Below are 20117 nucleotides of genomic sequence, written 5' to 3' on the forward strand. Positions count from 1 at the left end.
GCGGCGCATTTGGGAAAATGCTGGCCTTCGCCATAAGCCGCGACTAAGCCTCTCGGCATGACAGACGCAAGCGAAAAACCGGCCGAGGCGACGACCGACAAGGTCGGCTTGGTCATCGTTGCAGCCGGCCGCGGCGCGCGTGCCGGACAGGCCGACGGGCCGAAGCAATATCAGCGCATCGGTGGCCGTGCCGTCATCGCGCGCACGCTGGAGACTTTCCTGGCGCATCCCGGAATTGGCCCCGTCGTCGTCGCCATCCATGCCGATGACCGCGCGCTTTTCGACAAGGCAGCCGGCCTGTTCGCCGAGCGGGTTACCGCCGCGGTCGGTGGCGAGTCGCGCCAGGCATCGGTCCGGCTCGGCCTGCTTGCGCTGAGGGACCGTGCGCCCGGCCGTGTCCTTATCCATGACGCGGTGCGGCCCTTTGTCGACGCGGCCCTGATCGACCGTACCATCGCCGCCATTGGCGAGCGCCAGGGCGCGCTGCCCGCTTTGCCCGTCGCCGATACGCTGAAGCGCGAGTCGGCGACCGGCATGATCGAGGAGACGGTGCCAAGGGCCGGCCTTCATGCCGCGCAGACGCCGCAAGGCTTTCCGTTCTGGCCGTTGCTCGCCGCGCACGAAAAGGCCCATCATCTCGGCAAGACGGATTTTACCGACGATGCCGCGATCGCCGAATGGGCGCATATTCCGGTGAAAATCGTTCAGGGGTCGCCGGACAACGTCAAACTGACCTGGGCAAGGGATATTGCGATGGCGGATCAGCGGCTTACTGGCGAGCGTTTTCCAGACATTCGCACCGGCAATGGCTATGACGTGCACGCTTTCGAGGCCGGCGACCATGTCACCCTGTGCGGCGTCGCCATTCCGCACGGCAAGAAGCTTTCCGGCCATTCGGATGCCGATGTCGGCCTGCACGCGCTGACCGATGCGCTGCTCGCCACTTGCGGCGCCGGCGACATCGGCACGCATTTCCCGCCTTCCGATCCGCAATGGAAGGGCGCGGCGTCAAAGATCTTCGTCGAGCATGCGGCCAGGTTGGTGCGCGAACGCGGCGGCCGCATCGCCAATGCCGACATCACGCTGATCTGCGAGGCGCCGCGCGTCGGCCCGCATCGCGAGGCCATGACCAACGCGTTGTCGGCGATGCTGGGCATTTCCAGCGATCGCATCTCGATCAAGGCGACGACGAACGAGAAACTCGGCTTTGTCGGCCGCGAGGAAGGCATCGCCGCCATCGCCACCGCCAGTGTCGTCTTCCCCGGGGAGGTTCCCGCATGAACAACAGCGATCTTGCCAACGCCCTGCTCCAGGTCTGCCAGCAACGCGGCATCATGCTGGCGACGGCCGAGAGTTGCACCGGCGGCATGATCATCTCGGCACTGACCGACATTGCCGGCTCGTCCGCTGTCGTCGATCGCGGCCTCATCACCTATTCCGATGAAGCAAAGATGGAGATGCTCGGCGTCTCGCCCGCCACACTCGAGGCGCATGGCGCCGTCTCGCGCGAAACGGTTCTGGAGATGGCGGAGGGCGCTCTGGCCCGCTCGCGCGCCGGGCTTGCGCTTGCCGTCACCGGCATTGCCGGCCCAGGCGGCGGCTCGCCGGAAAAACCGGTCGGCCTCGTCTGGTTCGGAGTTGCCCTAAGAGGTGGGCCGGTGGCTGCCGAGCTCAATATGTTTGCCGACAATGGCCGCGACTTCATCCGCCGCGAGACGGTCAAGCATGCGCTGGAGATCGGCCTGCGCGCGCTGGGCGACACTCATGAGATGGGCGTCGTTCCGTAGATGACGTCCGCACGTTTTTCGAACGCTTCGGAAAACATGCGGAAGGCGCGATCGAACATTGTGCCCATCAACACGCCGAGGATACGGCTCTTGAACTCGTAGTCGATGAAGAAGCGAACGTTGCAGCCGCCGCCGTCGGCCGGCTCGAAGCGCCAGATATTGCTTAGATATTTGAACGGCCCATCGATGTATTTGACGTCGATTGTGTTCTCGTCCGGCTTCAACAGAACCTGCGTCGTAAAGGTCTCGCGGATCGCCTTGTAGCCAATGCTCATATCGGCGAGGAGAATGGTGCGGCCATCACGCTCCTTGCGAGAGCGCACCGTCAGCGCCTCGCAAAGCGGCAGAAATTGCGGATAGGTCTCGATATCGGCGACCAGCGCAAACATCTGCTCCGGCGTGTGGGCAACGCGGCGTGTGGCTTCGAATTTCGGCATTGAAGCAGGATTTAACTGGCTTTTTGAGCTGCGCCTCACGCGCCGCCCGCAGCCTGGCGAAATCGTCACCGGCATGATGCGAGGAGCGCGTCAGCGGGCTCGACGCCACCAGCAGGAAACCCTTGGTCTTGCCGATCGTCGCGAAGGAGTTGAACTCCTCCGGCGTGACGAAGCGGATCACCGGGTGGTGTTTCTTCGACGGCTGCAGATACTGGCCAATGGTCATGAAGTCGACATTGGCCGAGCGCAGGTCGTCCATCAGTTGCAGGATCTCGTTGCGCTCTTCGCCGAGGCCGACCATGATGCCGGACTTCGTGAAGATCGACGGGTCGAGCTCCTTGACCCGCTGCAACAGCCGGATCGAGTGGAAATAGCGAGCACCCGGCCGCACCGTCAGGTAGTTCGACGGCACGGTTTCGAGATTGTGGTTGAAGACATCGGGCTTGGCCGCCACGACGATCTCCAGCGCGCCCTCCTTGCGCAGGAAATCGGGCGTCAGGATTTCGATCGTGGTCAAGGGCGTCGCTGCTCGGATCGCCCGGATAACCTCGGCGAAATGCTGCGCGCCGCCATCGGCGAGATCGTCGCGGTCGACCGAGGTGATGACGACATGGGTCAGCCCCATCTGCTTTACGGCATGCGCGACACGCGCCGGCTCATCGGCATCGAGCGCGGTCGGAATGCCGGTGGCAACATTGCAGAACGCGCAGGCGCGCGTGCAGATCTCGCCCATGATCATGAAGGTGGCGTGCTTCTTTTCCCAGCACTCGCCGATATTGGGGCAGCCGGCCTCTTCGCACACCGTGACCAGCTTGTGCGACTTCACGATCTCGCGGGTTTCGGCATAGCCCTTGGACATCGGCGCCTTGACGCGGATCCAGTCGGGTTTGCGCAGCACGTCCTGATCAGGCTTGTGCGCCTTCTCGGGGTGCCGCAGGCGCGGCGCGTTGGCGATCGTGTCGAGGACGGTGACCATCTCAAACCTGACTTGTTGCGTCTGCCCGTCGGCATTCGCCCTTCTGACGTCATCTAGGACTTTTCGGTGCAAAGAAAAAGGCCGCGGCGGCGCATGCCGCCACAGCCTTTTTCGCATAGCGGTAGTCTAGCGGCGTATCAGCCGCCCGGCAAAGATCAGCAGGCAGGCGCCGATGAAGCCGGTGATCAGGTAGGCGAGCCAGCCGACACCGAAGGGTTCGATGTTGAGCGCCCTGAGAATTGCGTTCAGCACCACCGCGCCGACAATGCCCATAATGATGTTCATCAAGACGCCGGTATTGCTCTTCATGACCATCTCGGCCAGCCACCCGGCCAAACCGCCGATGATGATGGCCGCAATCCAGCCCACGCCATTCACGTCCATATGCCAACTCCTCCAGTGTCAGGTGAAAATGCATCCGGAAACGAACTATCTTGCCGTAAGGTTCCTCCGGCCCATGCGTCTGAGTCTCGCGGCAGCAATTTATCACGCGTTGAGCGCACGGCCATAGGCATCGAGCACGCTTTCCTTCATCATCTCCGACAGCGTCGGATGCGGGAAGATGGTGTGCATCAGTTCTTCCTCGGTGGTCTCCAGGTTCATCGCCACGACAAAGCCCTGGATCAGCTCCGTCACCTCGGCGCCGACCATATGCGCGCCGAGCAGCTGGCCGGTCTTCTTGTCGAAGATGGTCTTGATGAAGCCCTGGTCCTCGCCAAGCGCGATCGCCTTGCCGTTGGCGCCGAACTGGAAGCGGCCGACACGAATGTCCTTGCCTTCGGCCTTGGCCTTGGCTTCGGTCAGGCCAAGCGAGGCGACCTGCGGGTTGCAATAGGTGCAGCCCGGGATCTTCAGCTTGTCTGTCGCATGCACGCCGGGGAAACTGGCGATCTTCTCGATGCAGACCACGCCCTCATGCTCAGCCTTGTGAGCCAGCATAGGCGGCCCGGCGACATCGCCGATGGCGTAGATGCCGGGCACATTGGTCTTGCCGTAACCGTCAATGACGACACAGCCGCGATCCGTCTTCACGCCGAGCGTCTCGAGGCCGAGATTCTCGATATTGCCTTGCACGCCGACGGCCGAGATCATGCGGTCGGCGGTGATCTTCTCGACCTTGCCGTCCTTCATCTCGACATGTGCGGTAACCGAGTTGGTGCCCTTCTCGACCTTGGTCACCTTGGCCTCGAGGATGATTTTCATGCCCTGCTTCTCGAACTGCTTCTGCGCGAATTTCGAGACCTCGGCATCCTCGACCGGCATCACCGCCGGCAAAAGCTCGACCACCGTCACCTCGGCGCCCATGGTGCGGTAGAAGGAGGCGAACTCGATGCCGATGGCGCCCGAACCCATGACCAGCAGCGATTTCGGCATCTCCTTCGGCACCATCGCCTCGAAATAGGTCCAGATCAGTTTGCCGTCCGGCTCGATGCCGGGCAGCGCGCGCGGCCGGGCGCCGGTGGCGAGAATGATGTGCTTGGCGGTATAGGTCCCCTCGCCCTTGACGCCCTTCGGCACCGGCGGCTGCGGCTCCATCGGTTTCTTGGCGGTCTTGGAAACGACGATCTCACCGGGCTTGGAGAGCTTCGCCTCGCCCCAGATGACGTCGACCTTGTTCTTCTTCATCAGGAAGGCGACGCCGCCATTGAGCCTCAACGACACTTTGCGCGAGCGGTCGACGACAGCGGCCGCGTCGGCGCTGACCTTGCCGCCTTCGAGCTTCAGGCCGTAGTCCTTCAGATGGTCGGAATAGTGCATGATCTCGGCCGAGCGCAGCAGCGCCTTGGTCGGGATGCAGCCCCAGTTGAGGCAGATGCCGCCGAGATGCTCGCGCTCGACGATGGCCGTCTTGAAGCCGAGCTGGGCGGAGCGCACCGCCGTAACATAGCCGCCGGGGCCTGAGCCGATGATTATGACGTCGTAGGATTCAGCCACGGGGTTTCTCCCTGATTTTTCTCTAGAGTTCCAGCATCACGCGCACCAATGGCGCCAATGCCTCACCTATATTGCGCGTGTTTTCCGTGTCGAGATGGACCCCATCGATCGGTGTGGTCTCGGCTACGGTGCCGGCATCGAAAAAGCCGCAGCCGGCCTCGTCGGCGAGCGCGGAATATTGCGGCGCCAGCCGCTTCGAGGCCTCGTCGCCGCCGGCAAACATTTCCTTGAATTCGGCATTGTCGGTGCGGCTGACCGCGGGTGGCGCAACGATCAGGATTTGCGGCGCGGCCCAGTCGAACGGATAATCGTGGCCGCGTACGATGTCGATCAGCCGCTGCACGCCTTGCTTGGCCGCGACCGGATTGCCGTGGATCCAGGGCTTCATGTCGTTGGCGCCAAGCATGATGATGATCAGGTCGAGCGGCGCATGGCTGGTCAGGATCGTCGGCAGCACCTTGGCGCCATTGCGGTCCGCACCAGCCAGGTGATCGTCGAAAGCCGTGGTGCGGCCGTTCAGACCTTCGGCAATGACTTCGATATCATCGTCGCCCAACGCCGCCTTGAGCACGCTCGGCCAGCGATCTTCCAGCGCATGACGCCCGAGGCTCGCCGCGTCATAGCCCCAGGTCAGGGAATCGCCGTAGCAGAGGATCGTCTTCATGCACCCGCACCCGCCTCCGCCCTAAGCCCGCGCCGCACGCGCCATCCCACGAACAGCCACTGCACGATAACCGTGGCGATGCTTGGCAAAAACAGACCGGCGACAACGGGGAGATCGCCCGACCACTGGGCTTTGCCAGGCGGCTGCGAGAAGGTCCAGGCAATCAGCCCGATTCCGGCCAGCACGAACAACGAAACCCCAACAAGCCCCGTCAGGTTTATCGCCCTTTGCGGGTTTGGCACGAACTGCGCGATGAAAAACGCCACGGTCGCAACGATGGTGACCAGCGCCGAAACCATGAAGACCAGGATGTATTCGGAATTCGCATTGGTGACGATTGCCAGCCACAGCGCCACCAGCCCGCCGGCCAGGCCGGAAAGGATCAGGGCGAAAAGGCTGGTGACGAATTTCCGCACAGCCTTTTTCCTTCCTAGACCAGCATGCCCATTGGATTTTCGATCATGCGCTTGAAGGCGACCAGAAGTTCGGCGCCGAGCGCACCGTCGACGGCGCGGTGATCGGTCGACAGCGTCACCGACATGATATTGGCGATTCTGATCTCGCCATTCTTGACCACCGGCCGCTGCTCGCCGGCACCCACCGCCAGGATCGTCGCATGCGGCGGGTTGATGACGGCGGCAAAGTCCTTGATGCCGAACATGCCGAGATTGGAGACAGCCGTCGTGCCGCCCTGATATTCCTCAGGCTTCAGCTTGCGGCTGCGGGCACGGCTCGCCAGATCCTTCATCTCGTTGGAGATAGTGGACAGTGTCTTTTCGTCGGCGTGGCGGATGATCGGCGTGATCAGGCCGCCGGGGATCGACACGGCAACGCCGACATCGGCGTGCTTGTGCTTGACCATGGCGCTTTCGGTCCACGACGCATTGGCATCCGGCACCGCCATCAGCGCCATCGCCATCGCCTTGATCACCATGTCGTTGACAGACAGCTTGTAGACGGGCACTTCGCCCTTGTCGGTCTTCTTCATCGGAGCCGCCGCATTGATCTGTGTGCGCAGCGCCAGCAGCGCATCGAGCTCGCAGTCGAGCGTCAGGTAGAAATGCGGGATGGTTGTCTTGGCCTCGACCAGGCGGCGCGCAATGGTCTTGCGCATATTGTCGTGCGGGACGAGCTCATAGGACCCTTCGGCAAACAGCTTCAGCACCTGTTCGTCCGACATCGCCTTGGGTGCCGCAGCCGGAGCCGCAGGTGCCGGAGCGCCGGCAGGTGCGGCTTTCGCGGCCGGTGCAGCCTTGGCGCCACCGCCGGCAATCGCCGCCTCGACATCGGCCTTGACGACACGGCCATGCGGGCCGGTGCCGGTTACGGCGGACACGTCGACTCCGGCATCCTTGGCGATGCGACGAGCCAGCGGCGAAGCGAAGGTGCGCTCGCCTGACGATTGGCTGATCTCCCCCTTTGTGGGGGAGATGGCCGGCAGGCCAGAGGGGGGCGCGACAGACTGAGAGGTCGGCGGGGCAGCGCCCCCCTCTGTCGACTTCGTCGACATCTCCCCCACGGGTGGGGAGATTGACGCCTTATCCTGCTTGGCATCGGCTTTCGCGGGCGCGGCATCGCCGCCGCCCTTTGCCGCTGCACCTGCATCCTCGCCTTCGCCGGCGAGAATGGCGATCAGCGCATTGACCTTCACGCCTTCGGTGCCGGCCGGAACGACCAGCTTGGCGACCGTGCCCTCATCGACGGCCTCGACTTCCATCGTCGCCTTGTCGGTCTCGATCTCGGCGATCACGTCGCCCGGCGAAACCCTGTCGCCTTCCTTGACCAGCCACTTGGAAAGATTGCCCTCTTCCATCGTGGGCGACAGCGCCGGCATGGTGATGTTGATTGGCATGATGTCCTCCCGACCGGCTCAGCGATACGTGACGGCTTTGACCGCCTCGATGACCTCGCCGACATTGGGCAAGGCCAGCTTTTCGAGGTTCGCCGCATAAGGCATCGGCACGTCCTTGCCGGCGATGGTGATGACCGGCGCATCGAGGAAGTCGAAGGCGCGCTGCGAAACCTGGTTGGCGATGTGGTCGCCGACCGAACTTTGCGGGAAACCTTCTTCGACCACGATCAAGCGGTTGGTCTTCTTCACCGAGGCAATGACGGTGTCGAGGTCGAGCGGACGGATGGTCCTGAGATCGATGATCTCGGCATCGATGCCCATGCCGCGCAGCTCGGCTTCCGCCTTGATGGCATAGGTCATGCCGATGCCGAACGAGACGATGGTGACGTCCTTGCCCTGCTTGTGAATGCGGGCCTTGCCGATCGGCAGCACGAAATCGTCAAGCTTCGGCACGTCGAAGGACTGGCCGTAGAGGATTTCGTTTTCGAGGAAGATGACCGGGTTCGGATCGCGGATCGCTGCCTTGAGCAGGCCCTTGGCGTCGGCCGCCGTATACGGCATCACCACCTTTAGCCCGGGAATATGGCTGTACCAGGCGGCATAGCACTGCGAATGCTGGGCGCCGACGCGGGCGGCAGCCCCGTTCGGTCCGCGGAACACGATCGGTGCGCCCATCTGGCCGCCCGACATATAGAGCGTCTTGGCGGCGGAGTTGATGATCTGGTCGATCGCCTGCATGGCGAAGTTGAAGGTCATGAATTCGACGATCGGCTTCAGGCCCGCCATCGCCGCACCGACGCCGACGCCGGCAAAGCCATGCTCGGTGATCGGCGTGTCGACCACGCGGCGCGGCCCGAATTCCTGCAGCAGGCCTTGCGTGATCTTGTAGGCGCCCTGGTATTCCGCGACCTCCTCGCCCATGACGAAGACATCGCCGTCGCGGCGCATTTCCTCGGCCATGGCATCGCGCAAGGCCTCGCGCACCGTGGTCGAGACCATCTCGGTGCCGGCGGGAATATCGGGATCGGCCGCAGGTTTGGCCGCCGGAGCGGCGGGAACTGCCTTCGGAGCCTCGCCGGCATCCTGGGGAGCCGCTTTCGAACCTTCCTCGGCTGCATCGGTCCGCTGACCGCCAGCGGAAACGGCATCCTGGGTGGAGGCAGGCTTGCCGCTCTTTTCGACATCGCCTGCACTTTCGCCGTCCTGCAGCAACACGGCGATCACCGCATTGACCTTGACGCCTTCGGTGCCGGCGGGAACCACGATCTTGCCGATCGTGCCTTCATCGACGGCCTCGACTTCCATCGTCGCCTTGTCGGTTTCGATCTCGGCGATGACATCACCGGCGACGACCTTGTCGCCCTCGTTCTTCAACCACTTGGAAAGATTGCCCTCTTCCATGGTCGGCGAGAGAGCGGGCATGAGAATTTCGATCGGCATGTCCTTGCCCTCCCGTTACAATACGATGTCGGTCCAGAGCTCGGACGGATCCGGCTCTGCGTCGTGCTGGGCAAATTCGGCAGCGTCGGCGACGATGTCGCGGACTTCCTTGTCGATGTTCTTAAGCTCGTCCTCGGTCGCCCACTTCTTGGCCGTCAGCCGCGCCTTGACCTGCTCGATCGGATCATGATCCGAGCGCATCTTCTGCACTTCTTCCTTGGAGCGGTATTTCGCGGGATCCGACATCGAGTGACCGCGATAGCGATAGGTCTGCATCTCGAGGATGATCGGACCGTTGCCGGCACGGCACCATTCGGTCGCCTGATCGCCGGCGGATTTGACCGCACGCACATCCATGCCGTCGACCTGAATGCCGGGAATCTTGAACGAGGCGCCGCGATGCGAAAAATTGGTTTCGGCCGACGAGCGCGACACCGAAGTGCCCATGGCGTAGCGGTTGTTCTCGATGATGTAGATCACCGGCAGCTTCCACAGCGAGGCCATGTTGAAGCTTTCATAGACCTGACCCTGATTGGCAGCGCCATCGCCGAAATAGGTCAGCGACACATTGTTGTTGTCGCGGTAGCGGTTGGCGAAGGCGAGACCGGTGCCGAGCGAGACCTGCGCGCCGACAATGCCGTGGCCGCCGTAAAAATGCTTCTCCTTGGAGAACATGTGCATGGAGCCGCCCTTGCCCCTCGACAGGCCACCACGGCGCCCGGTCAGCTCGGCCATGACGCCGCGCGGGGAAAGTTCCATCGCCAGCATGTGGCCATGGTCGCGATAGGCGGTGATCATCTGGTCGCCGTTGATCAGCGACATCTTCATGCCGGTGACGACCGCTTCCTGGCCGATATAGAGGTGGCAGAAGCCGCCGATAAAGCCCATGCCGTAGAGCTGGCCGGCCTTTTCCTCGAAGCGGCGGATAAGCAGCATGTGCCGGTAGGCGGCAAGCTCCTCGTCCTTGGTGAAGTCAGCCGGCTTGGGGGCGGAAAGCCCCGTTGATTTGGCGGACGTCGATTTAACGGATTTGGCAGGCGCTTTTTTGGCGGCGGTGGCCATGCATCACTCCCTGTTGGCGTCTCTTTGCGGACACTAAAGCAGACCATGTCTGCTCCGGGGAGGATCAGCTCCTCCCCACCGATTGGAGGGAAGCTAACATGCGAGACCGCGTTTCGCCATGCAGAAAAATGCATGGCTGGCATGCGCCTAAACGCCCAGAATCATTAGAGATAACAGCGATTAACTGAAACTTGGTTATTTCGAATTGGCCGGCAGCATGACGGTGATTTCATCGGGCTGGGACAGATTGAGCGCCCGGCGTGCCTGCTCGTCGAGCATATCCTTTTCAAGCGTACCCTCATGCATCAGCTGGACACGCCGCTCCAGATCGACCCGGCGCGCCTTGATGGCATCGTACTTGGCCTGCAATTCGATGGTCTGCGCTTCGAGCTGATATTTGGAATTGATGCCGAACTCGCCATGATAGGCATGGAAGCCGAAATAGGCCAGGAACGCCACGCAAAGGGACGGGATGATCAGCCGGCCGGTGTTTCTCTGCTTGTGCTGGCGTGTCCACATGGTCGCAATCCTTTGACCGCCATTTGTCGCTCGATTGTGCTTAATGGACGGTTACGGACAGGTGCATTAGCCAGCGGCCGCAACGAAAAAGGGCGGGAAAATCCCGCCCTTCCATCGTTTTCGCCAGTTCGGCAGAATTTAGGCTTTGACCACCGACTTGCCAGCGTAGCGCGCCTGCTTGCCGAGCTCTTCCTCGATGCGGATCAGCTGGTTGTACTTGGCCATGCGATCCGAGCGCGACAGCGAACCGGTCTTGATCTGCCCGCAATTGGTGGCGACGGCGAGGTCGGCGATGGTCGAATCCTCGGTTTCGCCCGAACGGTGCGACATGACTGCGGTGTAGCCTGCCTTATGCGCGGTCTCGACAGCGTCGAGCGTTTCGGTAAGCGAGCCGATCTGGTTGACCTTGACCAGGATCGAATTGGCGACACCCATGCGGATGCCGTCGCGCAGCCGCGCCGTGTTGGTGACGAAGAGGTCGTCGCCAACCAGCTGCGTCTTGTTGCCGATCAGGTCGGTCAGGTACTTCCAGCCCTCCCAGTCGTCCTCGGCCAGGCCGTCCTCGATCGAGATGATCGGATAGTCGGCGGCAAGCTTGGCCAGGTACTTGGCCTGCGCCTTGGGATCGCGGGTCCTCTTCTCGCCCTCATAGACGTAATTGCCGTCCTTGAAGAATTCGGTCGCCGCACAGTCGAGACCAAGCGCGATCTCCTCGCCCGGCTTGAAGCCGGCCTTCTCGATCGATTCCATGATGAAATCGAGCGCCACCGGCGCACTCTTCAGATTGGGCGCGAAGCCGCCTTCGTCGCCGACATTGGTGTTGTGGCCGGCATCCTTCAGCTTCTTGCGCAGCGTGTGGAAGATTTCGGAGCCCCAGCGCACGCCTTCGCGCAGCGTCGGCGCGCCGACCGGCAGGATCATGAATTCCTGGAAATCGATCGGATTGTCGGCATGCGCGCCGCCGTTGATGATGTTCATCATGGGCACCGGCAGCAAATGCGCCTTGGTGCCGCCGACATAGCGGTAGAGTGGCAGGCCGGCGGCTTCCGCTGCTGCCTTGGCGACCGCCAGCGAAACGCCGAGAATGGCGTTGGCTCCGAGCCGGCTCTTGTTGGGCGTGCCGTCGAGCTCGATCATGGTCTGGTCGATGTGGATCTGGTTTTCGGCTTCCATGCCGCCGATCGCCTCGAACAGCTCGCCATTGACGGCCTCGACCGCCTTGAGCACGCCCTTGCCGAGATAGCGGGCGCCACCGTCGCGCAGTTCGACGGCCTCATGCGCGCCGGTCGACGCGCCCGACGGCACGGCGGCGCGGCCCATCGAGCCGTCTTCGAGAACGACGTCGACCTCGACGGTCGGATTTCCACGGCTGTCCAGGATTTCACGCCCGACAATGTCGATGATGGCGGTCATTGCGATGTCCCCGATTGATCGATTGAAAGCGTCGCGCCCCTCTTAGCCAAAGTGCCGCAAAAGGCAATCAGGAATGGCATGAAATAATAGTGACGATCGCCCCATGCGCTCAGGCCGTGGGGCATGGGCGACGCCATCTGAACGCAAACAGCCCGCCCAGACGTCATATGTCTGGCGCGGCATGGGGTGGGTGCCCCGCCCCTGCGGCAATGCCTTTGTCACGAAACCAGGCGGCACACAAACTCCACCCGATGCTTCAAAAGAGGCTACCGCCAACGTGACAAACTTCACAATGCAGAGAATTCGAAGATGTTAGGGTCACATCTACAACGCGAACTATTTGGCGACCACAGTGAAATCAACAAACTTGAACTCTTTGGGGAGGCGGCAATGGCAGCGATTTCAGGTACTGGCTGGGAACTTCTTATTAGTCGCCAAGTCGAGCATACGAGGGGCACCAGACGCAGGACAGTTGGTACCTATAAAGTCTTTCACAACGGCACGGCAGTAACGGGTCTATCGGGGTTCGTGTGTGAATCTCGCGGCCCAGGCGACAATTCCAAAGAAGACAATGGCAGGCGCATCGAGCCCGGCACCTATCCACTGGCGACGCAGGCCGGAGGCAAATATGTGACCATCGGCTACACTGGCGGCAAGACGCCACCCAAACCTGGACTCGAACTGCTGAAGACCAACAAGCGCACCGAAATCCTGATCCATCCGGGCGTCAATTTCCTGTCCAGCGTCGGATGCATCAACCCGACGAAGAAGGTGAGCGGTCCTCTTTCCGACATGGATTTCACGGAGAGCCGGACACGCGTAATCGCCCTCATCGACGATCTGAAAACCTTTGCCGGCGGTGGCTTCCCGAAAAGCAACGGCAAGCGAATTCCCAATGCTTCGGTGGTCGTCGAAGGCGAACCGGTGCTGTCGACCGAGAGTGTCGAGAGCGTGCTCGAAGCCGTTGCGGGCGATCCGAGCAAGGGTTTGCCAGCAGCGGTCTTCCAGAAATTCTCGCCCAGACCGGCAAGCGGTTCCAAGCGAACAATCTATGACGGTTACATCGGCGCCTTTACCTCCGAAAAAGGCCTCAAGACACTTGGCGATCATGGGGTGTGCAACAACTATGATCGGCTGATGCATTTCTTCGCTCAAGCGGCGATGGAAACCGGTGGCTTCACCCTCATTCGCGAATCCCTGACCTACACGACCGTGGCGGCAATCCGGAACGCATGGAGGTCGCGAGCCGCGGGCAAGACCGATCAGTGGATCGGGGACAACCTGCTGCGCAAGCCGCAAGCCCTGGGCGACTGGGCCTATGGCGGCCGCATGGGCAATGTGAAAGGAACGTTGGACGGCTTCAATTTCCGCGGCGGCGGCACGTTCCAGACCACCGGGCGCGACGCGTACACGGCCAAGGGCAAGCTCGCCAAGGTTGACCTCGCCAATCATCCTGAACTGATCGAGGATCCGCAGACTTCGCTGCTCGCAGCTTGCGCCGAATGGAAAGGGTCAGGCTGCAATGCCTTTGCCGATGCCGGCCTGATCAAAAAGATCTCGCGCGCGATCAACGTCGGCAACGCCAATTCCGCCACGCAGGCCAATGGCGAAGCGGATCGGATCGCCTGGCACGAAAAGGTTTTCAAGGCGGTGAAGAATGCCGGACTCCTCGGCTGAGCATGCCTCGGATCACGTTCGACAACACCACGTCATCATAATTCAGAGATAACAATCTCTGTGTCGACTAGGATGGTGATGCGCGGGGCGAAACAGGAGGAGTTTCGCCATGTCCGAGTTGAGCGGTATCGTGAGTTTGTTCCTGATCGCGGCGGCGTTCCTGACGTCCTGCGATACGCAGCAGCCGCCAAGGGCGGCGACGCAGCTGTCCACGTTTCATGCGGCAGAATAATTTAGAAACTGTCGGGTTGCACTGAAAAGGCCCCCGTTTTGAACTGACCCCATAAAGTTGGACGGTTCATTGAGCTGGTAGGTTTAAGGGCTGGTTCCTGTATTGCACAGGGGCCAGCCCTTTCAGTTTCAGTTTGATGCGGCGGTGGTTGTAGTAGTCGATGTAGTCCGTGATGGCGTCGTCCAGGCTTTGAACGGTGTCGAAGGTTCCGGGATGGAAGAGCTCGGATTTGAGGATGGCAAAGAAGCTCTCCATTGGGGCGTTGTCGAGGCAATTGCCTTTGCGTGACATGCTCTGTTGAAGGCCTCTGGCTTCCAGCCTGCGTTGGAATGCCGACATTTGATACTGCCATCCCTGATCGGAATGCAGGATCGGCCGTTCGTCCTCACCAAGCCGGGCGAGGGCTTTGGTCAGCATATTGTCCACCAGTTTGAAGCGTGGCCGCCGCGCCGTCTCGAACGCGACGATCTCGCCATTGTAGAGGTCCATGACCGGGGACAGGTAGAGCTTGTCGCCGGCCAGGCTGAACTCCGTCACGTCGGTCACCCATTTGCGGTTAGCCCGGTCGGCGCCGAACTTGCGCTGCAACAGATCGGGAGCGGTCCGCCCAGCCTCGCCCCTGTAGGAGCGATACTTCTTCGGCCTGACCAGCGACTTCAATCCCATCCCGGCCATCAGGCTCTGGACGGTCTTGTGGTTGACGCGCCGGCCCAACCGGTGCAGTTGCGCAGTCACCCGGCGATAGCCGTAGCGACCCTTGTGGCTGTCGAAGATGGCCTTGATCGCCGCCTTCAGCGCCGCATGGCGGTCCGAGCGCTTCGCTGCTTTCTGTCTGTAATAGAACGTGCTGCGCGCAAGCTTCGCCAGCTCGAGCAGCCCCTCAAGCGAATGCAACGGCCTTAACGCCTGGACGGCTTGCGCTTTTTGGGCGCATGTCCCTGCGTTAAGGCCTCCAGTTTTTTTAGGTAGTCGTTCTCCATCCGCAGATGCTTCAGCTCAGCCAGCAGTTCTTCGCGGCTTTTGGCCTCGTCACTGGCTGCAACAGGCACTGCGGGGGACGGCGGCTTTGACATGGGTCGTCCTCTGGGACGTGGGCCGAGCGCCTCTATCCCGCCCGCATGATAGCGCTTCTCCCAGCCCGTCAGGCAACTGGCATTGCGGATATTGAACAATGCAGCCGTCTGCCGATACGACAGACCTTCCTCCCACATCCGCTCAAGCACCGACAGCCTGAACGCCGCGTCATAACGATCGTACTTGGCAGATAGCCCGGCATCTCCATGGGCCTGGTACAACGCAACCCACTTGCGAACAGTGGCCGCATCAACGCCATGCATTGACGCCGCGCTCGCGTAGCCCTCATCCTCGCCTAAATAGATGTCGACAACCGAGCGCTTGAAACTCTCGCTGTATTTGGACATGCAAAACCCCCGAAGGTTGTGTCCAACTTTCGGGGGTCAGTTCATTTCGGAATTCGGGGGCCTTTTCACGTCAGGCGTCAGCGCAGCTGATCAATGCCAATACGGCGTGACCTTGTAGTAATCATAGGAAGCATCACGCGCGGCCTCGCCATCGGCGCCGGCCAGTTCATTGATCGAATAGGCGGGTGCTGCCTTCAGCTGCTCCTTCGAGAACGGCACGACATAGCCGCCCTTGTCCTCGTCATAGTCGAGGCTCGCCCACGGAATGGCGTGATACTTCTCGCCAATGCCGAGAAATCCACCGAACCCGATAACCGCGAACATGATGCCGTTCGACGTCTTGTCGAGCATGATGTCCTCGATGCTGCCGATGCTCGTGCCTTCGGTGTTGTAGACCGACGTGCCGATGACGCGCGAAGCGGCGATGGCTTCGGTGTGGCCTGTCTGGGTGGTCATGGCTGCTGCTCCTCATGTCGTTGATCGATACTTTGACAATGAGGGGCGCGGGCGAAAGTTCCCGTTTTTTCGAGCGGCGGGCGGTTACTCCGCGAGGATGAACGTCACCTTCATGTTGACGCGATAGGCCGCGATCCTGCCGTCCTCGACGACGATCTTCTGGTCCTGGATCCAGGCGCCTTCCACGTTCTTCAGGGTCTTTGAGGCGCGCTCAATCCCCTTCTCGATGGCGTCCTGAAAGCTCTTTTTCGACGACGACGTGATTTCGGTGACGCGGGCGACGGACATGGCTTCCTCCTGCCAAGACGCTCATTTGCAGCAGCGAGCCTACAGCCGGCTTATGCCTTCCACAAGCAGGGCAGCGCGCGCGCCATCGCCGAATCCATCAGCCTCGGTTCAGGTCAGCAGCATTCTTGGCGATGCGGTCGAATGCCATCAGTCTTTCGAGCAGCGCCGGCATGTCCTTCAGCGGCAGCATGTTGGGCCCGTCGGAGGAGGTCGAATTGTCGGGATCCTGGTGGGTCTCTATGAACACGCCGGCGACGCCGACGGCAACGGCAGCCCGCGCCAGCGTCTCGACAAAGCGGCGCTCGCCACCGGAGGAACCGCCCTGCCCGCCCGGCTGCTGCACCGAATGGGTGGCGTCGAAAATCACCGGCGCGCCGATCTCGGCCATCACGGGCAAAGCCCGCATGTCCGACACCAGCGTGTTGTAGCCGAAGGAAGCGCCGCGCTCGGTGGTCAGCACATTGGGGTTGCCGGAGCCGGTGATCTTGGCCACCACGTTCTTCATGTCCCAGGGCGCCAGGAACTGCCCCTTCTTGACGTTGATCACCTTGCCGGTCTTGGCCGCGGCGACCAGCATGTCGGTCTGGCGCGACAGGAAGGCCGGAATCTGCAGCACATCGACATGGTGCGCTACGATCGCGCACTGCTCCTCGGTGTGGACATCGGTCAGAATGGGAAGCGAAAACGCCTTGCGCAACTCGTCGAACACCGGAAGCGCCGCGTCCATGCCGGCGCCGCGCGTTGCCGACAGCGAGGTGCGGTTGGCCTTGTCGTAGCTGGTCTTGTAGACGAGGCCGATGCCGAGCTTGCCGGTCAGTTCCTTCAGCGCGCCGGCCATGTCGAAAGCGTGCTGGCGCGATTCGAACTGGCACGGGCCGGCGATCAACGCCAAGGGCCCGCTGTTGTCGAAGACGACGTTGCCGACGGTTACCGACGAATTCGGCGCCATCGAATTAGGCCCTTGCGGCTTGCTCATGGGGTCTCCCGGAAGGTGAAAGCCGCGCCCTGTCCGGATGCCGGCTGCACGACGATTTCGTTGCCCGCTATATCGTGCCCGACGGCGTTGTCTGCAAGCAGCCTCGCGACAGCGCCGACACTGCGGGCCGAAAAGACGATCGCGGCGAAGCGAAGGTCCGTCGGCGCGCCAGCCGACATGCCGAAGCGCTCAGCGAAAGCCGCGGGCTTGAGAACGCTCAAACGCGCGTTCGCCAGGTCGAACGCCGTGCTGCTCCTCTGCCTCGAACCCGTCGCTGTCTCGATCAGGTGGCGCTTTTCGGATGGCACGCCGCTGACCGCAACGATTTCGGCAATGCCGGTCACGCCATTGGCATGAGCCTGCAGCGCCGCACGGTCGATTTGAGGGGCGTTGATCCGCTCGCAAGCGAACAGAAAGGCGTCCATCGTCTCGGCGCCGGCGGCGAAAGCCAGTTTGAACGAGGCCATGTCGCTCTTTCCGGCCGTGTCGGTGAAGGCGCGGGAAAAGCTCAGTACGTCTCCCGCCGACAGGCCGGCTTTGATAAAGCGCGCATGGTCCGCATCGGCATCGTCGGTGGCCAGCACCACGGCGGAAAAGCCCTCATCGCCCAGCCTGGCGCGATAGAGCCGGTCGCGCGCGACAAAGACATTGCCGCCGGCGATCGCACTCGCTGCCAGCTGTTCGTTCCCAACCGCCAGCGGTTCGAGATAGGTGCCGTCGGCAAGGAAGACGCAGCAATTTTCGGTGCCGAAGGGATGAATGCCGGTTGGCGCGACGATGAAGCCAAGCGATGTCAGCCGCGCCCGCGCCACGGCGAGGCTCGCCGTCGGCAGCACCAGATGGTCAAGCGGATGGGTCGTGCTGGTCATGCCGGCGCGGTGTGCATCATTCCCGAAATTGGTTCAAGGCCTCTTGCCGGCCCGATCAGGCCGTCGCCACGATATCGGCCGAATAGCGCAATTCGCGCAAGGGTTTGACCCGGCTGGTCGTCTCGGCATAGAGCGGGTGCGCCTTGTATGCGGCAAGCGCGGCATCGTCCTCGAACTCGGCATAGACGACCACGTCGATCGCATCCGACAGCGGATCGACCTTGGTGTTGAGCGTCACCTCGAAGAGGCTTGAATGCGGGATCTTGCCCAGTGTGAGCAAGCCCGTGCGCACGGCCTCGACATCGTCCTTGCGCCGCGCGCTGAAGAAAACGATATGCCGGATCACGCCTGCCTCCACGTTCGATTTGCGGCATGTTTTGTGTGAGCGGGACCGTCGCGTCAACCGCCACGATGTCGCGCCCGGCAATGCCGGCAGGCGACTTTGCAGAGGCGCAAAAAGCTAGGCTTTGCCGGTGACGTAGCGCACGACGCGCGACATCTCCCTGACCGTCGTGTCGAGATAGCGGCCCTGATTGTAGAGGCCGTCCCAGATCAGGAAAAAGGCGATGGCGACGATGACGATGACATAACGCATGGCTGAAACTAACGTATGTGGCTGTTCGTAACCATAGCGATTTCGCCGAGGGCCGCGCTCTCCCGCGGATTCTGGCCTCAGGCCGGCAAGCTGGGCCAGCGCCGCACGAAGCTTGCCTCTTGAAGTTTCGGCCAATGCCATGGAAGATTGTGGCGAAAATTCACGCGGGCAGCGGCATTCGCGCCTGGCGAATGAAAAGTGGAGGATGTGGGGGCCGGCAGATCTTGCGCCGCCCCGCGGAAGTCCAGGGGGGTGTGAGATGGCTGTCAGGGAATACAAAGGCATCGGCGACGCCATCAGGCTGGACGAACTCAATTTCGCCGAGATGGTCAAGGGCCTGCCGGCCAAGGCGCGCATGGTGCTGTCGGCGGCGATGAAATTGCCGCGCGGTTCGCTGAAGGTGAGGATGCCGGATGGCCGGGCGGTGCTTGTCGGCGGCAATGGACCCGGGCCGGATGCCGAACTGGTGTTGAAGAACTGGCGCCTGCCCGGCCGTGCCTTTTCCGGCGGCACCATCGGCGTTGCCGAATCCTACATGGACGGCGACTGGGAAAGCCCTGATGTAACCAGCTTCCTCGAATTGTTCGTCGTCAACTCGGCCGTTGGCGAACGCATTGCCGGCGGCGCCAGCTGGCTCATCAACACGGTCCAGCGCATCCGCCACTGGTTCAACGAAAACACCCGCACAGGCTCGAAGCGCAACATCTCGGCGCATTACGATCTCGGCAACGCCTTCTACAAGCAATGGCTCGATCCCAGCATGACCTATTCGTCGGCGCTCTATGCGACCGGCGCCAACGACCTGGAAAGCGCTCAGGCCGCCAAATACCGCGCGCTGGCCAAGGATACGGGTATCGGCAAGAAGGACCATGTGCTCGAGATCGGCTGCGGCTGGGGCGGTTTTGCCGAATTTGCCGCGCGCGAGATCGGCTGCCGCGTCACCGGCCTGACCATCAGCCGCGAACAGCACGATTTCGCCAAGGCGCGCATCCAGAAGGCGGGACTGTCTGACAAGGTCGACATCAAGCTGCAGGATTACCGAGACGAAACGGGCACTTACGACCGCATCGCCTCGATCGAGATGTTCGAGGCGGTCGGCGAAAAATATTGGCCGGTATTTTTCGGCAAGATGAAGGCATGCCTGAGGCCCGGCGGCACCGCCGGCCTGCAGATCATCACCATCAACGAGGCCGCCTACGACACCTATCGGGCGCGGCCGGATTTCATCCAGCGCTATGTCTTCCCAGGCGGCATGCTGCCGACGCCGTCGATCCTGAAGACGCTGGGCAGCGACCATGGCCTTGCCCATCTGCGCGAGCGCGTCTTTCCGGACGACTATGCCCGCACGCTTGCCGAATGGCGCAACCGCTTCTGGGCGTCGTGGGAAAAGATCGTCCCGCTCGGCTTCGACGACCGCTTCAAGAAGCTTTGGGAATTTTATCTCCACTATTGCGAAGCCGGCTTTAGAGCCAGCTACATCGACGTGCGCCAAGTGGTCTACAAAGCCTGATCCGAAGC

At 61.9% G+C, this 20117-nt stretch carries 22 protein-coding genes and 1 pseudogene; 5 read left to right on the plus strand and 18 right to left on the minus strand.

Annotated features, from left to right (window positions below; translation table 11 throughout):
- The first annotated feature begins 57 nt into the window (after positions 1-57).
- Entirely contained in the window at positions 58-1281 is a 1224-nt protein-coding gene (locus NLY37_RS09195; RefSeq protein WP_023741245.1) for a bifunctional 2-C-methyl-D-erythritol 4-phosphate cytidylyltransferase/2-C-methyl-D-erythritol 2,4-cyclodiphosphate synthase, read from the plus strand.
- On the plus strand, positions 1278-1787 hold the full coding sequence (locus NLY37_RS09200; RefSeq protein ID WP_023696095.1) for a CinA family protein: 510 nt from the start codon (positions 1278-1280) through the stop codon (positions 1785-1787). Before NLY37_RS09195 ends, NLY37_RS09200 begins: the two co-directional genes overlap by 4 nt.
- Here NLY37_RS09200 and NLY37_RS09205 read toward each other — a convergent pair.
- The 11 genes and pseudogenes from NLY37_RS09205 to eno all read right to left on the minus strand — a co-directional run bounded on the left by NLY37_RS09205 (position 1763) and on the right by eno (position 12085).
- Complete coding sequence (locus NLY37_RS09205; protein ID WP_023710532.1) at positions 1763-2224, minus strand: type II toxin-antitoxin system RatA family toxin; 462 nt, start codon at positions 2222-2224, stop codon at positions 1763-1765. The genes NLY37_RS09200 and NLY37_RS09205 overlap by 25 nt on opposite strands.
- Positions 2225-2243: 19 nt before the next feature.
- Positions 2244-3200: pseudogene (lipA, locus tag NLY37_RS09210) on the minus strand (lipoyl synthase); the annotation flags it as partial.
- 126 nt (positions 3201-3326) lie between these two features.
- Positions 3327-3584: a GlsB/YeaQ/YmgE family stress response membrane protein gene (locus NLY37_RS09215; protein WP_023668920.1), complete on the minus strand. Its 258-nt coding sequence runs from the start codon at positions 3582-3584 to the stop codon at positions 3327-3329.
- 102 nt (positions 3585-3686) lie between these two features.
- A complete protein-coding gene (lpdA, locus tag NLY37_RS09220; protein ID WP_023741246.1) occupies positions 3687-5135 on the minus strand; it encodes a dihydrolipoyl dehydrogenase in 1449 nt (482 codons plus the stop codon).
- Between the two features lie 22 nt (positions 5136-5157).
- Positions 5158-5799 (minus strand): SGNH/GDSL hydrolase family protein, encoded by a 642-nt coding sequence (locus NLY37_RS09225; protein WP_023741247.1) that lies wholly within the window; start codon positions 5797-5799, stop codon positions 5158-5160.
- Entirely contained in the window at positions 5796-6215 is a 420-nt protein-coding gene (locus NLY37_RS09230; RefSeq protein ID WP_023668917.1) for a hypothetical protein, read from the minus strand. The genes NLY37_RS09225 and NLY37_RS09230 overlap by 4 nt, the downstream gene beginning before the upstream one ends.
- A gap of 14 nt (positions 6216-6229) precedes the next feature.
- A complete protein-coding gene (locus tag NLY37_RS09235) occupies positions 6230-7651 on the minus strand; it encodes a pyruvate dehydrogenase complex dihydrolipoamide acetyltransferase (RefSeq protein ID WP_023741248.1) in 1422 nt (473 codons plus the stop codon).
- An 18-nt stretch (positions 7652-7669) separates the two neighbouring features.
- Positions 7670-9091, minus strand: a complete 1422-nt coding sequence (locus NLY37_RS09240; RefSeq protein WP_023696091.1) for a pyruvate dehydrogenase complex E1 component subunit beta — start codon at positions 9089-9091, stop codon at positions 7670-7672.
- A 15-nt stretch (positions 9092-9106) separates the two neighbouring features.
- Complete coding sequence (pdhA, locus tag NLY37_RS09245; RefSeq protein ID WP_023682559.1) at positions 9107-10153, minus strand: pyruvate dehydrogenase (acetyl-transferring) E1 component subunit alpha; 1047 nt, start codon at positions 10151-10153, stop codon at positions 9107-9109.
- A 195-nt stretch (positions 10154-10348) separates the two neighbouring features.
- On the minus strand, positions 10349-10672 hold the full coding sequence (locus tag NLY37_RS09250) for an FtsB family cell division protein (protein WP_023706543.1): 324 nt from the start codon (positions 10670-10672) through the stop codon (positions 10349-10351).
- Between the two features lie 138 nt (positions 10673-10810).
- A complete protein-coding gene (gene eno, locus NLY37_RS09255) occupies positions 10811-12085 on the minus strand; it encodes a phosphopyruvate hydratase (RefSeq protein ID WP_023706542.1) in 1275 nt (424 codons plus the stop codon).
- 309 nt (positions 12086-12394) lie between these two features.
- Here eno and NLY37_RS09260 point away from each other — a divergent pair, with 309 nt between their 5' ends.
- Positions 12395-13762, plus strand: a complete 1368-nt coding sequence (locus tag NLY37_RS09260) for a glycoside hydrolase family 19 protein (protein WP_198020369.1) — start codon at positions 12395-12397, stop codon at positions 13760-13762.
- A gap of 109 nt (positions 13763-13871) precedes the next feature.
- Positions 13872-13994: a hypothetical protein gene (locus tag NLY37_RS09265; RefSeq protein ID WP_023668910.1), complete on the plus strand. Its 123-nt coding sequence runs from the start codon at positions 13872-13874 to the stop codon at positions 13992-13994.
- A 66-nt stretch (positions 13995-14060) separates the two neighbouring features.
- On the opposite strand, the gene NLY37_RS09270 is transcribed toward NLY37_RS09265, so the two are convergent.
- From NLY37_RS09270 to NLY37_RS09300, 7 genes are all read right to left on the minus strand, one after another.
- A protein-coding gene (locus tag NLY37_RS09270; protein WP_502882082.1) for an IS3 family transposase occupies positions 14061-15415 on the minus strand; the annotation gives its coding sequence in 2 pieces (ribosomal slippage) (positions 14061-14936 and positions 14939-15415; 1353 coding nt in all).
- A 90-nt stretch (positions 15416-15505) separates the two neighbouring features.
- Entirely contained in the window at positions 15506-15871 is a 366-nt protein-coding gene (locus tag NLY37_RS09275) for a PRC-barrel domain-containing protein (protein WP_023668909.1), read from the minus strand.
- A gap of 84 nt (positions 15872-15955) precedes the next feature.
- Positions 15956-16159, minus strand: a complete 204-nt coding sequence (locus NLY37_RS09280) for a dodecin family protein (RefSeq protein WP_023668908.1) — start codon at positions 16157-16159, stop codon at positions 15956-15958.
- A gap of 97 nt (positions 16160-16256) precedes the next feature.
- Complete coding sequence (kdsA, locus tag NLY37_RS09285) at positions 16257-17135, minus strand: 3-deoxy-8-phosphooctulonate synthase (protein ID WP_023706540.1); 879 nt, start codon at positions 17133-17135, stop codon at positions 16257-16259.
- Positions 17132-18004, minus strand: a complete 873-nt coding sequence (locus tag NLY37_RS09290; RefSeq protein ID WP_023743027.1) for a VOC family protein — start codon at positions 18002-18004, stop codon at positions 17132-17134. The genes kdsA and NLY37_RS09290 overlap by 4 nt, the downstream gene beginning before the upstream one ends.
- Positions 18005-18059: 55 nt before the next feature.
- Complete coding sequence (locus tag NLY37_RS09295; protein WP_023696086.1) at positions 18060-18350, minus strand: Dabb family protein; 291 nt, start codon at positions 18348-18350, stop codon at positions 18060-18062.
- Between the two features lie 114 nt (positions 18351-18464).
- Positions 18465-18599 (minus strand): hypothetical protein, encoded by a 135-nt coding sequence (locus NLY37_RS09300; RefSeq protein ID WP_023688440.1) that lies wholly within the window; start codon positions 18597-18599, stop codon positions 18465-18467.
- A gap of 259 nt (positions 18600-18858) precedes the next feature.
- Here NLY37_RS09300 and NLY37_RS09305 point away from each other — a divergent pair, with 259 nt between their 5' ends.
- Positions 18859-20109 carry an SAM-dependent methyltransferase gene (locus NLY37_RS09305; RefSeq protein WP_023743028.1) on the plus strand — a complete coding sequence of 417 codons (1251 nt, stop codon included), beginning with the start codon at positions 18859-18861 and terminating at the stop codon, positions 20107-20109.
- Positions 20110-20117 lie beyond the last annotated feature (8 nt).

The sequence above is a fragment of the Mesorhizobium sp. C395A genome, from assembly GCF_030323205.1.
In the GTDB taxonomy this organism is placed as follows: domain Bacteria; phylum Pseudomonadota; class Alphaproteobacteria; order Rhizobiales; family Rhizobiaceae; genus Mesorhizobium.

What these genes read in the sequence shown, in the direction of transcription:
- NLY37_RS09260 (WP_198020369.1), top strand. Translation starts at nt 12,395, where the DNA reads ATGTTAGGGTCACATCTACAACGCGAACTATTTGGCGACCACAGTGAA.
- kdsA (WP_023706540.1), bottom strand. Translation starts at nt 17,135, where the DNA reads ATGAGCAAGCCGCAAGGGCCTAATTCGATGGCGCCGAATTCGTCGGTA.
- NLY37_RS09265 (WP_023668910.1), top strand. Translation starts at nt 13,872, where the DNA reads ATGTCCGAGTTGAGCGGTATCGTGAGTTTGTTCCTGATCGCGGCGGCG.
- NLY37_RS09300 (WP_023688440.1), bottom strand. Translation starts at nt 18,599, where the DNA reads ATGCGTTATGTCATCGTCATCGTCGCCATCGCCTTTTTCCTGATCTGG.
- NLY37_RS09205 (WP_023710532.1), bottom strand. Translation starts at nt 2,224, where the DNA reads ATGCCGAAATTCGAAGCCACACGCCGCGTTGCCCACACGCCGGAGCAG.
- eno (WP_023706542.1), bottom strand. Translation starts at nt 12,085, where the DNA reads ATGACCGCCATCATCGACATTGTCGGGCGTGAAATCCTGGACAGCCGT.
- NLY37_RS09305 (WP_023743028.1), top strand. Translation starts at nt 18,859, where the DNA reads ATGGCTGTCAGGGAATACAAAGGCATCGGCGACGCCATCAGGCTGGAC.
- NLY37_RS09275 (WP_023668909.1), bottom strand. Translation starts at nt 15,871, where the DNA reads ATGACCACCCAGACAGGCCACACCGAAGCCATCGCCGCTTCGCGCGTC.
- NLY37_RS09240 (WP_023696091.1), bottom strand. Translation starts at nt 9,091, where the DNA reads ATGCCGATCGAAATTCTCATGCCCGCTCTCTCGCCGACCATGGAAGAG.
- NLY37_RS09200 (WP_023696095.1), top strand. Translation starts at nt 1,278, where the DNA reads ATGAACAACAGCGATCTTGCCAACGCCCTGCTCCAGGTCTGCCAGCAA.
- NLY37_RS09235 (WP_023741248.1), bottom strand. Translation starts at nt 7,651, where the DNA reads ATGCCAATCAACATCACCATGCCGGCGCTGTCGCCCACGATGGAAGAG.
- NLY37_RS09225 (WP_023741247.1), bottom strand. Translation starts at nt 5,799, where the DNA reads ATGAAGACGATCCTCTGCTACGGCGATTCCCTGACCTGGGGCTATGAC.
- NLY37_RS09195 (WP_023741245.1), top strand. Translation starts at nt 58, where the DNA reads ATGACAGACGCAAGCGAAAAACCGGCCGAGGCGACGACCGACAAGGTC.
- NLY37_RS09290 (WP_023743027.1), bottom strand. Translation starts at nt 18,004, where the DNA reads ATGACCAGCACGACCCATCCGCTTGACCATCTGGTGCTGCCGACGGCG.
- NLY37_RS09215 (WP_023668920.1), bottom strand. Translation starts at nt 3,584, where the DNA reads ATGGACGTGAATGGCGTGGGCTGGATTGCGGCCATCATCATCGGCGGT.
- pdhA (WP_023682559.1), bottom strand. Translation starts at nt 10,153, where the DNA reads ATGGCCACCGCCGCCAAAAAAGCGCCTGCCAAATCCGTTAAATCGACG.
- NLY37_RS09280 (WP_023668908.1), bottom strand. Translation starts at nt 16,159, where the DNA reads ATGTCCGTCGCCCGCGTCACCGAAATCACGTCGTCGTCGAAAAAGAGC.
- NLY37_RS09250 (WP_023706543.1), bottom strand. Translation starts at nt 10,672, where the DNA reads ATGTGGACACGCCAGCACAAGCAGAGAAACACCGGCCGGCTGATCATC.